Raw genomic sequence first — 12,832 nt, 5'->3', positions numbered from 1 at the left:
AACACAGTGTGCCGATGATCAACAGTTCAAGATACGTGCATCTGAATCCACCCGTAGCCGTAGCGATGATGACGCTGTTACGGACACAAACTGAGCCTGAATCAACAGTTGCCCATCTGGATGGGCGGTGGATTCGGTGCCGACCGTGAAAAGGATCGCTTCTCTCGGCCTTCTGTTCTGAGCCCTAAGCCGGGTACTGCTTAAATAGCCACACAAAGCCCGTGGGGTTGGGATTTCCTGGACCCACCGACAGAAAAAGAGCCCGAAATTCTCTCACTCAAGGCAGTTTTGATCAACCGGACAAAAGGAGTAATTTTTCGGTCATCTGGCGCGGTAGGCAGTTACTCAAGAGTCGGGTTATAGTGAAAGGCAGAAGATCTGCAGGAGAAGCATCGATGAGCGTTTCTGATATCAAGAACAAAGAGCGGGTTATTAACGAGCTGTTGCGGTTTATCCGCAAGGTATTTGATGAACCGGAAATCTGTTCCATCGCCAAGGAGATCGCGCGCAAGCATATCAACTCAAAAGATGCCGACCAGTTGATCGCCGAAGAGCTGTCGGCGACCACTAATGTGAAGATCCCCATAGAGCACAGCGAAGCAGACCGTCTGTTTTTGGAGTTACTTCAGGACCTGGTCCGGGACGAGAAAGCGCTCTACTGAAATTCAGGCAGGGGGTACCAGCCAACGCAGACTTAGGGCTGACTCAGGCAGCCCTAGCATACGGGCCAAGACGGGCAACTGCTCGTCCAGGCGCTGATCCAGTTGCCAGGGGGCGTTAACGATCAGCATACCCGACCCGTACATCCCGCCTGCATCCGCATCAGCCGCACGGAACTCGCTGCACAGCACTGAGGCTGTGCTCACCTGCACAACCTGCTCCACCATCGACCGCCAGCGGTTAGCGGCGAGCAGCGGGTACCAGATCGCGTAAACCCCTGTGGCCCAGCGCCGCTGAGCCTTACTCAGAAAACGGGGCACGGTCTCATACTCATCCTTGACCTCATAGGCAGGGTCTACCAGCACCATGCCCCGGCGCGGCATAGGCGGCAACTGTGACAACACGCCCTCATATCCGTCCCGGTGATGTACGGCCACCCGAGCGTCATCACTGAATACGGCACGGAGCACATCAAACTCAGCGGGGTGCAACTCCATCAGACGAATTCGATCATCCGCTCGCGCCATCAACTGAGCCAACATGGGAGAGCCCGGGTAAACGCTCAGAACGCCATCCGGGTTTAGCTGTTCGATGAGCCCCCGGTAAGTGGCCAGCCCATCAGCCGACGCCTGTTGCCACAAGCGCTCTATCCCTTCGCGGTACTCCCCGGTTTTCTGAGATTGATCATCTGCCAGGTTATACAGAGCGCGACCGCTGTGCGTTTCCAGATAACTCCAGGGTTTATTTTTTGCGTTCAACGCGGTGAGCAGTGCCGTAAGCACAACGTGCTTGTGCAGATCGGCAAAATTGCCGGCATGAAAGCCGTGCTGATAACTGAGCATGGTAGAAACCTTGTCGGTGGCGCGTCAGGGAAGACGCGGCACCTGCAAATGGGGGAAGAGAGTCTTCAGACCAGAGGCAATCTGCTGCAATTCGGACCAACGTTCGGCAAACAGAACCGTATCACCATCTTCGGCATACACCCCCAGTAAGCCCGGCATCCCGCTGTAGGACTGGTAAAGCGAACCGCGGGTCTGGCCACTGCATTCGAACCGCCCCGGCTGCTGTTTGTCGAACGCCCACCCGCTGCCACCCCAGACCGGCGGCTGTCCCGCACCGGTCACCAAGCAGAAGCGCGCATTTTTAAGAACCAGAGCATAGGCGTCCTGACCATTACGCTGCACATCAAATGCATTCATGATGGCTCCGGCAGGCACACTGAAGGTCACCATCGCCCAGGTCGGTTGATTCTGATGCTGCATCAGGACAATCATCTGCCGGCGGTCCGGCGAATAAACTGCCTCACCCAAGCGGTACTGGCGACTCATAGGCAAGGGGTTAGACATACGATACAGCGGCCCACCCAGGTAATGGGAGGTCAGCGCCAGCGCCAACTGCTGCTCTTGCCCCATTCCTGACATCGGCTGGGTACTCAGCGCGCGGGGTTTAACACTGGACTCAGGTGCGCGAGTCTCTGGAGCTTGCGCCGCACACCCTGCCAAAAACAGAGCCAGTAGAAGCGAGAGCAGGGTATTGGATTGTATCAACGGCATAAAAGTCCCTTAACGTACACTGGCGATATATTCAGACAGGTGTGCCAGTTTGTCGGGATCGTCGTCGACAAATTGGATTCGCACTTCCACATAGGCGCTTTCGAGGCGCGCCTCGGTAGCCTGCATCGACAGAACAAAGCCGTTGATACGGGCGACCGCGTCCCCGGAGAGCTGCTCGATATCCACAACCACCTGATCCAAAAGTTTGGGAAAGCGGCCATCGTTTTTAATCACGACCTTCACTTCGCGCAACGTCAGATCCTTGATCGCGCACTTAAAGGTTTGATCGGAGCAACGCAGCTGGGCCAGCCCCTTGGGCTTGGGCATCGATTTTGGAGCCGAGGCACCGGACTCTTTTCTCGCCTTATCCTCTTTAAGCATTTCCGCAGCACGGGCCTGCTGTTCGGCACTGAGCTGCCCCCCTTTCCCCAGCGCTTTCATGATCTTCTGGACCAACTGCTCGCTGGTGAAGGGTTTCCCCATGTAGTCGTTAACCCCCGCCTGAATCGCCTTAAGCACGTATTCACGCTCGCCACGGCTGGTCACCATCAGAAACGGGGTTTGCTTGTAATTATCCTGTGCTCGGGTCCACTGAAGCACCTCCAAACCGCTCATCTGCGGCATCTCCCAGTCACACAGGATGATTGAAAATTGCTCCTGAGACATGGCCTTGATCGCATCGCGGCCATTTTCGCACGCGTATACGGCGCTTTGCGGGAAAGCGTCTCGCACCATGGAAGTGACACGTTCGCGAATAAACTTCGCATCGTCCACCACCAGTACTTTGAGTTTGTTCATCTGTTCAATGATCATCCACTACGTCATGAATAGATGACACTCTCCCACAAACGGCCCCCGGACTGAAGCCCCCGGGCGCTTTCAGCCCCCCGTACAACGTCCATTTTCAAGCAGATACCCCCCACTCTCAGAGGGTTGTTTTCAACACGCAAACCTGATCGCCGTAGTAGTTATCACGGTAGTTGCAGCAAACAACGGCCGTGCGATCCGAAGTCTGACTGCCTGCCAACAGAGGGGAGTTTCGAGTATCAGCCTGGGCGGCCTGATTCAGGTGACGAAATAAATGATCCATGATTTTCTCCTGCTGAGCTTGTTTCATCGACAGGATCAGAATATTCCGCGACAAGAATTGTTAGAAATAATTTATCTCATATTAATTAATAGCTATTACCAATTACGCATTTACCTTCGACCCATGCCAGACGAAAGTCCCTGACTGCTTACCCAGAATACGTGCAGACAGGTGATCATCGCAGGGGCGGCCCGCCAGCCCATAACAGACGTGTAACGGCAATAGGTGCTCTTCCCGTGGATGACAGAAACGTGCCGCCGGGGCTCGCTCCCAGCTTTCCAGGCGCCGGGCGCGCTCCTCTTCTCCAACCTCCGATGTGGTCAGGGTCTCCTGCAACCATTGCTCAAAAGCCAGGTTACTTGCACGAATCTCACCGGTTTCCGGTGCGTAGAAGGCACGCATATTGTGAAAGGAAAAGCCGGAGCCGATTACCAGCAAATTCTCATACTTCAACGCCTGTAATGCCTGCCCCAGAGCCAGGTGATTAGCCGCACTCAGATCATTGATCAGCGACAGCTGTACCACCGGGATATCCGCATCCGGATACATCACCTTCAGCGGCACGAACATGCCGTGATCAAAGCCCCGCTGGTGATCAAGGTGCGCAGGCATGCCTGCATCTTTCAGGCATTGTGCCAATTGATGGGCCAGCTCCGGTTCGCCTGGTGCCGGATACTGAATCTCGTAGGACTCCGGGGGAAACCCGTAATAGTCATAAATCAGTCCCGGATTTGCGCCGGCTGTAATCGTAGGCACCGACTCTTCCCAATGCGCGCTGATCAACAGTATCGCGGACGGCTTGGGCAGCTCGCGCGCCAGCGCCTTAAACTGAGCAACCATCTCCGCATGGTCCGGATCCCCCAGAAGTGGCCTAGGACCACCACCGTGGGACAGATAAAGAATATCGAACGTGGTATTCATAGTTTTTTCTCCTGTCGGCACAGTGCCGGCACTCATAGAGCACCCGGTCCCTGCGGGACAATTCCGCCTGGATTTAACGCTTTGACCGAATAATAGCCTGCCTTGATGTGATCCAGTTTTACGGTCTCTGCGACGCCTTCCAGTGCGAGTATTCGATGCATGTATGCGTGAAGCAACGGCATCTCCTTCAGCTGGTTACGATTACACTTGAATAAACCATGGTAGGCCGCATCGAAACGTACCAGCGTCACGAATAACCTGAGGTCAGTCTCTGTCAGCCGATCTCCGAAAAGATAACAGCGGCCATCACCCAGGCGGGCCTCCAACTCATCCAGCGCTGCGAACACCTTGTCATAGGCCTCGTCATAAGCCAGTTGGGACGAAGCGAAGCCTGCCTGGTAGACGCCGTTGTTCAAGTTGTCGTAAATAAAAGGATTCAGTGCATCGACCTCCGCGGCCAGGTCACTGGGATAGAGATCCGGCCCTGACTCAACCAGCCCAGAGAATGCGCTGTTAAACATGCGCACAATATCGGCCGACTCGTTATTCACAATGGTGCCACGCTGTTTATCCCAGAGTACCGGCACTGTTGCCCGGCCAGTATATGTTGGGTCGGCCTGGGTATACAGCTGATGCATGAATTCGGCGCCGTTTAACGGGTCGGGTGCCGCCCCCGGAAAGCCGCCAAACGCCCAGCCTTGGTCGGTCAGCTGCGGATTGACCACCGTCACATCAATAAACGGTGCCAGACCTTTGAGGGCACGAGCCATCAGTGTACGAGACGCCCAGGGGCAGATGTAAGCGACATACAGGTGGTAACGCCCCGGCTCTGCCTTGAAGCCTGCTTCACCCGTGGGGCCTGCCGACCCATCCGGGGTAATCCAGTGACGAAACGATGATGTCTGACGAATAAAACGTCCCTGCTCATCTTTGGACTGTACAGGCTGCCAATTTTCCTGCCAAACGCCATTTACCAACATAATGCCTCCCATGTCTGGCTCGGGATTCGACGAGCCCTCGCAGAGCTCGCCAATTCATCCTGTAACCTGCTGTGTTTACCTACTGATCAAGTGTTAGCGATTGTCTGAGAGTCGCGCTTGAATCCAGTTATCAACCGCTAGACGGCCACCACCCTGAAAGACCAGAGACAGACTGACCACAAACAGTGTCAGCGCATATTCGTAACCGTTATTGGCCATAAACAGGCCATTGCTGAAATGCACGCTGAAGATCGCCACTAGCATGGTAAACGCCGTAACCAACGCGGCCGGGCGCGTCAGCAGCCCCAGCACCAGCGCAAGACCACCGAAAAATTCGGCACTGCCCGCCAGCAGGGCCATCAAGTAGCCGGGTTCCAGCCCGATACTGGCCATCCACTGACCGGTGCCTTCCAGTCCATATCCGCCAAACCAGGCGAATAGCTTCTGAGCACCATGAGCGGCCAGGATCAAGCCGACCGGTACGCGCAGAACCAGTGCGCCAATACCGCCATTTGAACCAAAAAGAGTCTGCACAAGTTGAGTATTCATCTGAGTCACCTGAATAGATCTGATCGACTGATATCCGGGATTGCCCCCGATCCATGCTCACACTCTACTATCTACGCTCAGCTAGACTAAGATGGTTAATATTGCATAATTATCAACAAAACATTGTTAATAAATAGAAGCCGGAGCATTTATGGATCGTATCGATGCCATGCGCGCTTTTATCAGTGTGGTCAATGAGAACACCTTTACCGGCGCGGCCGAGCATCTGGATACCTCCCCCCAATTGGTCAGCAAGTACGTATCCCAATTGGAGAAACACCTGGGAGTCCGTCTACTCAACCGCACCACACGCCGCGTCCATCTGACCGAGGCGGGCCGACGCTATTTTGAACGCGCTACTCAGGTGCTGACTGATATTGAGGAGATGGAAAGCGAACTCGGTGAGATGCAGACCCAGGCCCGAGGCCAGCTGCGTATCAGCGCTCCGGTCTCCTTTGCTGTGCGTCATATGGCACCACTGTTATGCGCCTTCCAGAAAGCGCATCCCGCTGTGGATATAGACCTGCAACTGAACGACCGCAAAGTGGATATCGTTGAAGAGGGGTTTGATATCGCGTTGCGTATCGGCCATTTAAGGAGCTCGTCCCTGATAGCCAGAAAAATAGCGCCAGTACGCATCGTCACCTGCGCTTCACCGGCATACCTTGATAACCACGGGCTGCCACAGACGCTAGATCAACTCAGCGGGCATCACTACCTGCGTTACAGCTATATGGACAGCAGTAGCAACGTTCCGCTATTCAGGGCCCTCCAGTCGATCGCTGAACGGGGAGAGGGTCATATGAGCAGTAATAATGGAGACGTGCTGCTGGAAGCCGCCGTTGCCGGCGCTGGAATCGCTGTACAACCCACATTTATAACGGGGCCCGCCGTCGCCTCCGGCCAGCTTCAGGTCATACTGGAGGAGTACGCCCCTGAACCTCTGGGACTCTACGCAATATATGCGCATCGGCAACTACTGGCCAGCAAGGTCAGGGCCTTCATCGACTTCATGGAAGGCTACTTCGGTGATCCACCCTACTGGGACCGATTCGACTTGCCCCGGTCCGGCGCAACAACCTGATCAACGACCACCGGCCACATCAACAATGGTTCCGGTGATATAGGAGGCTTCATCGGAAAGTAGCCAGGCAACCGCCTGAGCCACCTCTTCCGGCTGGCCACCGCGCCCCATGGGAAGCTGGGACGCCAGCCGATCCACGCGCCCAGGCTCGCCACCATCGGCATGGATATCGGTGTAGATCAATCCGGGGCTGACAGCATTCACTCGAACTCCTTGCCCTGCCAGCTCCTTCGCCAACCCCTTGGTCAGAGAGTTGACCGCGCCTTTTGCGGCAGCATAATCGATATATTCGAATGGAGCGCCGAGCTGGGCGGCCACTGAGGAGAGGTTAACGATAGCACCCTGCTTGATTCGACGGGCAGCTTCCCGGCAACAGAGAAAACAGCTGGTGGCATTAGCCTGCAAGGTCCGGTTGAAGCGCTCCAGCTCCATATCCACTAACCGCGATTGCCGGAACAGTGCGCCGGCATTGTTGACCAGATGCGTCACCGGCCCCAATAGCCGCTCGGCCTCATCGAACAGCCTGATTACATCAGCTTCCAACGATACGTCGGCCTGAACTGCCACCGCTTTGCCACCGCCTGCCTGAATCTGCGTGACCAGCTGTTCAGCCAGCTCTTTCTGCACACGGTAATTGATACACACCGCGTACCCCTGCACAGCCAGTAGCTTTGCCGTCGCAGCACCAATTCCACGACTGGCACCGGTCACCAACGCTATTTTCGTCATGAGAACCCCCCATCGATGAATAAAACTTAACCAATTCGATATTTTTTATACTTTGTAAGCTGACCAGGCAGGCAGGATAATTCACCATGCATAGAAAAATATGCAGGAAGTAACAAATAGTATATGAGCGATATCCATGAAATATCGCCAATTAAAGGTCCCCTCGTATGTCTACATTCGATATCAATGCAAACCGTATTCATCACCCGGCTAACTGGGAACAGAAACCCAAGCTCGACGGGTTAAAAGCGCTTGCAGCACAGATTTTCCCTGCCCTGAACGCACGCATCACTGAGTGGAAGTATCGCCGTACCCTGGCCGCCCTGCTCGATCGAGACGACTCGATCCTGGAAGATATTGGTATGCCGCGTGGCGCGCTACTGACCGCCATTGACCTTCCCCTGTCACAGAGTGCCCGCAGGGCGCTGGATCAGTGGCAGCGTGAACGCTCCATTACCGGGTAACCGGTTTTGGTTGCTAAGTTTGGCCATCCGGCGTGCACTTCAAGCCGGATGGCACAGACCTCTGCTTAATGCGCTTTAGCCGCCCGGGCGGCATGCAGCTTCCGGTAGCTCTCGATCAAGCGCAGATGCTTATCAAGCCCCTCCAGTTTCATGCTGGTCGGCGTCAGACCGTGGAAGCGCACCTCACCGTTCACTGAACCAACCACCGCATCCATGGTGCTCTGACCAAACATTCGCGTCAGGTTGGGCAGGTAATCATCCAGCGCCAGCTCCTCATCCAGAGCGATCTCCAACACTGCATTCATGGCCTGGTAAAACAGACCCCGCTCCACCGTATTGTCGTTGTACTGCAAGAACGCCTCGACCAGCTCCAGTGCCGCGTCATGCTGCCCCAACGCCAGGTAGATCAGTAACTTCAGTTCCAGAATAGTCAGCTGGCCCCAAACTGTATTTTCGTCAAACTCGATACCGATCAGGGTGATGATGTCAGTGTAGTTATCGAGCTGGCTCTCTTCGAGACGTTCCACCAGGTCGGCCAGCTCGTCATCGTCCAGGCGGTGCAGATTGAGAATCTCCTCACGGAACAGCAACGCCTTGTTGGTGTTGTCCCAGACCAGATCTTCTACCGGATACACCTCGGAATACCCGGGTACCAGAATACGGCAGACAGGCGCGCCAAGCTCCTCGTACACCGCTATATACGTCTCTTTATCGATCGATTCGAGAATACCGAACAGTGTATCGGCCTCTTCCTGATTACTGCCCGAGAAGTCCCACTCACAGAATTCGAAATCCGGGCGCGCGCTGAAGAACCGCCAGGAAACCACCCCGGTGGAGTCGATAAAGTGCTCCACAAAGTTGTTGGGCTCGGTAACCGCCATGGAGTTAAATGTGGGTGGCGGCACATCGTTCAGCCCCTCGAAACTGCGCCCCTGCAGAAGCTCGGTCAGGCTGCGTTCCAGCGCCACATGGAAGCTCGGGTGGGCACCAAAGGAGGCGAACACACCACCGGTTTTCGGGTTCATCAGGGTGACGCACATTACCGGAAAGACTCCGCCCAGAGAGGCATCCTTCACCAGTACCGGGAACCCCTGAGCCTCCAGCGCCTCGATCCCCTCAACAATATCGGGGTACTTGGCCAGCACCTCGGCAGGCACATCAGGCAGCGCCAGCTCCTCTTCCAGAATCCGGCGCTTAACCGCGCGTTCAAAGATCTCTGAAAGACATTGAACCTGCGCCTCACACAGCGTATTACCGGCGCTCATGCCGTTACTGAGAAACAGGTTTTCGATCAGGTTGGACGGGAAGTAAACCGTCTCCCCGTCCGAACGCCGGGTAAACGGCAGTGCACAGATACCACGATCAATACGGCCTGAGTTGGTATCGATCAGGTGGGACCCACAGAGCTCATCATCCGGGTTGTAGATCGCCAGGCAGTAGGGATCCAGAATACCCTCGGGCAGTTCATCTTCCTCATTCAGCTCAAACCAGCGCTCGTTGGGATAGTGAACAAACTCCGCGTTGGCGATCTCCTCGCCAAAAAACTGATCGTTATAGAAGAAGTTACAACTCAAGCGCTCGATAAACTCGCCCAGCGCTGAGCACAGCGCACTTTCCTTCGTAGCTCCCTTACCGTTGGTGAAGCACATGGGGGAGGCGGCATCACGGATATGCAACGACCAGACATGGGGCACGATATTGCGCCAGGAGGCGATTTCGATCTTCATCCCCAGATCCGCCAGGATACCGGTCATATTGGCGATGGTCTGCTCCAGCGGCAGATCTTTACCCTCGATCCAGGTGGACACCTCTCCGGCGGGCGGAGCCATCAGCAACGCCTGAGCATCCTCATCCAGGTTGTCGACCTCTTCGATTTCGAACTCAGGCCCGGTCTGCACAACCTTTTTAACGGTGCAGCGATCGATAGAGCGCAAAATCCCCTGACGATCCTTGTCGGACAAATCCTCCGGCAGCTCGACCTGAATCTTGAAGATCTGGTTATAGCGATCGTTGGGATCAACGATATTGTTCTGCGACAGACGGATGTTGTCGGTGGGAATATCCCGGGCGTTGCAGTACACCTTCACGAAATACGCCGCACAGAGCGCGGACGAGGCCAGAAAATAATCGAACGGACTCGGCGCCGACCCATCGCCCTTATAGCGGATAGGCTGATCGGCAATAACGCTGAAGTCATCAAACTTGGCTTCGAGCCGAAGGTTGTCGAGGAAGTTAACCTTGATTTCCATGGGTGGTGTACCGGATTGGGTGAATTGCAGCGGGGCTGGCGTTGAACACCTGCCATTATCCAGATTTTGGCAGTGGCCGTCTCGTGATATGTCACCACCTCAGACTGCGACCTTATGCCTCACGCCAGCCCCCGGCCATTTCCTTAAACTTCGTGTCAGTTTTCTTACCGGGTTCGGCTGAGTCGCCACACCGTTGTCTCGCACTTCAGGACAGCACCAAAACCGGGCCTGTTAATAGCCATCTGCAGAGAATCTGGAGTTTTCATGATGAACCAGAACCGCCGATTACCCTTTCAGCCCGGCCCGCTGTCAATGGCCATTGCCATCATCACGCTGTCCCAGGGCACACTTGCTCAAGGGGCCGAACAGGAGCCGCTGGTTGTTGTGGTGGAGGGCAAAGCGCTACCACTGGATAATGCCGAGGCTGTTCACCCGGCTCTGATGGAACAGCTGAAACCGGCAACCAATGACACCGCAAGCCTGCTGCGTAATGTACCGGGCGTCAGCCTGAACGGCGCCGGCGCCGTGTCCAGTCTGCCGTCTATCCGTGGGCTGGCCGACGACCGACTGCGGATCAAGGTCGACGGTATGGATCTGATCGCCGCCTGTCCCAACCATATGAACCCGCCGCTCTCCTATCTTGACCCCAGTAATCTGGGCGAACTCAAAGTGTTCGCGGGTATAACCCCCGTCAGCGTCGGTGGCGACAGCATCGGCGGCACCGTTATCGCCGACAAGCCCGAGCCGGTTTTCACACTCGGCGACGAGTCACCCCGCACGAACGGTGAAATCGGTGCGTTCTATCGCAGCAACAACAACGCGGTGGGCGGCAACCTGGCCCTGGGCCACGCCACAGAAAACGTCAGTATTCGTTACAGCGGAGCCTGGAGCCAGGCCGAGAACTACTCGGCCGGCGACGACTTCAAGACCTTCACCGATACAGGTCGCCCTGGCCACACTCTGGCGCTGGATGAAGTTGGTTCAACCGCTTACGAGACTCAGAATCACACGCTCAACCTGGCGTTCAAAGCCGGTCGGGACCTGTTTGAGACCCAGCTGAGCTATCAGGATATGCCCGAGCAACTCTACCCCAATCAACGCATGGACCTGTTGGATAATGAGCAGAAGCTGGTCAATCTGGCCTGGACCCGACAAACGGACTGGGGCGAACTGGAAACCCGCCTTTATCACGAAACCGTAGACCACTTCATGGATTTCGGTGACGACAAGCGCTTCTGGTATGGCACCCTGTCCGGCCCGGGCAATCCCTGCGATCCTATCAGCTTCCATGGCGACCCGGCCGGCACCTGCGCGGCGGGTATGCCGATGTACTCGGAGAGCGAAAACACAGGTCTTACCCTAAAGGCCGGCATCGATCTAACTGCCAACCAACAGCTTCGCATCGGCACCGAGTTACAGCGCTATCGGCTTGATGACTACTGGACCGCATCAGGCGGCGGCATGGGGCCAGGCACCTTCCAGAATATCAACGGCGGAGAACGCGACCGCATCGCGGCATTCGCTGAACTGGAAAGCGAGTTGAACGCACGCTGGTTGACCCTGTTCGGTCTCCGTTACGAACGCGTGCGCAGCGATGCCGATGATGTGCATGGTTACAACACAACGCCCACGGCACCGGGCATGCAGTTCATCGATTCCACCGCGTTCAACGCCCGCGATCACGAACAGATTGATCACAATGTGGATCTGACCGCGTTGGCGCGCTACCGGCACAGCGACACACTGGACATCGAACTGGGCCTTGCCCGCAAGGTGCGCTCGCCCAACCTGTATGAGCGCTATACTTGGTCAAGCTGGGCCATGGCCGCCACCATGAATAATTTCGTGGGCGACGGCAACGGTTACATCGGTGATATCGACCTGGACCCCGAAACCGCCTACACCGCCTCCATCACCTTCGACTGGCATGCTGGCAATTCCGGCTGGTCCCTTCGGGCAACCCCCTTCATCACCCATGTAGATGACTACATCGATGCGGTTGCAGGCACAAACTGGGCCGAGGACCAGTTCAATGTTCTGCAGTATGCCAACCAAACCGCCCGACTCTACGGACTCGACCTGTCGATGTACCTGCCGCTGGCCAACAACGACTGGGGTCGCTGGAGCCTGGAGAGCGTCATCAACTACACCCATGGTGAGAACCGGGATACCGGTGACGCCCTGTACAACATCATGCCGTTGAACGGCCGCTTTACACTGACTCATCAAAACAACGGCTGGGATAATGCAATTGAATGGGTTGTGGTTGACGCCAAGGATGATGTTTCTGATCTGCGCAACGAAATCGGTACCGACGGCTACAGCCTGCTCAACCTGCGCACCAGTCATAACTGGGAGCAGCTTCGCCTGGACCTCGGTGTAGAGAACCTGTTTGACCGCGCCTATGCACTGCCCACCGGCGGCACCTACACCGGCCAGGGTCGTACCATGTCGATGACAGGCATCCCCTGGGGTATCGCCGTGCCCGGCATGGGTCGCTCGGCCTATGTGGGTGTCACCGTCAAGTTCTAAGCACCAACGGTGATGCAGAGG

General features: G+C 56.0%; 13 protein-coding genes. 4 read left to right on the top strand and 9 right to left on the bottom strand.

The genetic code is table 11. The features are described from left to right. Positions 1–395 precede the first annotated feature (395 nt). Positions 396–662 carry a hypothetical protein gene (locus G403_RS0111135; protein WP_027854071.1) on the top strand — a complete coding sequence of 89 codons (267 nt, stop codon included), beginning with the start codon at positions 396–398 and terminating at the stop codon, positions 660–662. A gap of 3 nt (positions 663–665) precedes the next feature. On the opposite strand, the gene G403_RS0111130 is transcribed toward G403_RS0111135, so the two are convergent. From G403_RS0111130 to G403_RS0111100, 7 genes are all read right to left on the bottom strand, one after another. Then, entirely contained in the window at positions 666–1,502 is an 837-nt protein-coding gene (locus G403_RS0111130) for a 23S rRNA (adenine(2030)-N(6))-methyltransferase RlmJ (protein WP_027854070.1), read from the bottom strand. Between the two features lie 24 nt (positions 1,503–1,526). Further along, positions 1,527–2,213 (bottom strand): hypothetical protein, encoded by a 687-nt coding sequence (locus tag G403_RS0111125; protein WP_027854069.1) that lies wholly within the window; start codon positions 2,211–2,213, stop codon positions 1,527–1,529. Between the two features lie 9 nt (positions 2,214–2,222). Further along, positions 2,223–3,026, bottom strand: a complete 804-nt coding sequence (locus G403_RS0111120) for a response regulator (protein ID WP_425411701.1) — start codon at positions 3,024–3,026, stop codon at positions 2,223–2,225. A gap of 112 nt (positions 3,027–3,138) precedes the next feature. After that, complete coding sequence (locus G403_RS25280) at positions 3,139–3,303, bottom strand: hypothetical protein (RefSeq protein WP_156899681.1); 165 nt, start codon at positions 3,301–3,303, stop codon at positions 3,139–3,141. Between the two features lie 102 nt (positions 3,304–3,405). Beyond that, positions 3,406–4,224, bottom strand: coding sequence for a DODA-type extradiol aromatic ring-opening family dioxygenase (locus tag G403_RS0111110; protein ID WP_027854067.1), 819 nt, complete (start codon positions 4,222–4,224; stop codon positions 3,406–3,408). A gap of 32 nt (positions 4,225–4,256) precedes the next feature. Beyond that, positions 4,257–5,204 carry a glutathione S-transferase family protein gene (locus G403_RS0111105; protein WP_084404011.1) on the bottom strand — a complete coding sequence of 316 codons (948 nt, stop codon included), beginning with the start codon at positions 5,202–5,204 and terminating at the stop codon, positions 4,257–4,259. A gap of 93 nt (positions 5,205–5,297) precedes the next feature. Next, positions 5,298–5,753 carry a DoxX family protein gene (locus G403_RS0111100; protein WP_027854065.1) on the bottom strand — a complete coding sequence of 152 codons (456 nt, stop codon included), beginning with the start codon at positions 5,751–5,753 and terminating at the stop codon, positions 5,298–5,300. Between the two features lie 151 nt (positions 5,754–5,904). Between G403_RS0111100 and G403_RS0111095 the strand changes: the two genes are divergently transcribed. Beyond that, complete coding sequence (locus G403_RS0111095; RefSeq protein WP_027854064.1) at positions 5,905–6,837, top strand: LysR family transcriptional regulator; 933 nt, start codon at positions 5,905–5,907, stop codon at positions 6,835–6,837. Here G403_RS0111095 and G403_RS0111090 read toward each other — a convergent pair whose 3' ends face one another. Continuing rightward, on the bottom strand, positions 6,838–7,566 hold the full coding sequence (locus tag G403_RS0111090; RefSeq protein ID WP_027854063.1) for an SDR family oxidoreductase: 729 nt from the start codon (positions 7,564–7,566) through the stop codon (positions 6,838–6,840). A gap of 167 nt (positions 7,567–7,733) precedes the next feature. Between G403_RS0111090 and G403_RS0111085 the strand changes: the two genes are divergently transcribed. Beyond that, positions 7,734–8,030, top strand: a complete 297-nt coding sequence (locus G403_RS0111085; protein ID WP_027854062.1) for a DUF1127 domain-containing protein — start codon at positions 7,734–7,736, stop codon at positions 8,028–8,030. 65 nt (positions 8,031–8,095) lie between these two features. On the opposite strand, the gene G403_RS0111080 is transcribed toward G403_RS0111085, so the two are convergent. After that, entirely contained in the window at positions 8,096–10,279 is a 2,184-nt protein-coding gene (locus tag G403_RS0111080) for an OsmC domain/YcaO domain-containing protein (RefSeq protein WP_027854061.1), read from the bottom strand. A 264-nt stretch (positions 10,280–10,543) separates the two neighbouring features. Between G403_RS0111080 and G403_RS0111075 the strand changes: the two genes are divergently transcribed. Further along, a complete protein-coding gene (locus G403_RS0111075) occupies positions 10,544–12,811 on the top strand; it encodes a TonB-dependent receptor (protein WP_027854060.1) in 2,268 nt (755 codons plus the stop codon). Positions 12,812–12,832: the final 21 nt, after the last annotated feature.

This window comes from Marinobacterium litorale DSM 23545 (genome assembly GCF_000428985.1).
GTDB lineage: Bacteria > Pseudomonadota > Gammaproteobacteria > Pseudomonadales > Balneatricaceae > Marinobacterium_D > Marinobacterium_D litorale.
Note: the sequence above shows the minus strand (reverse complement) of the source record. Positions and strands in the feature narration are given on the sequence as shown.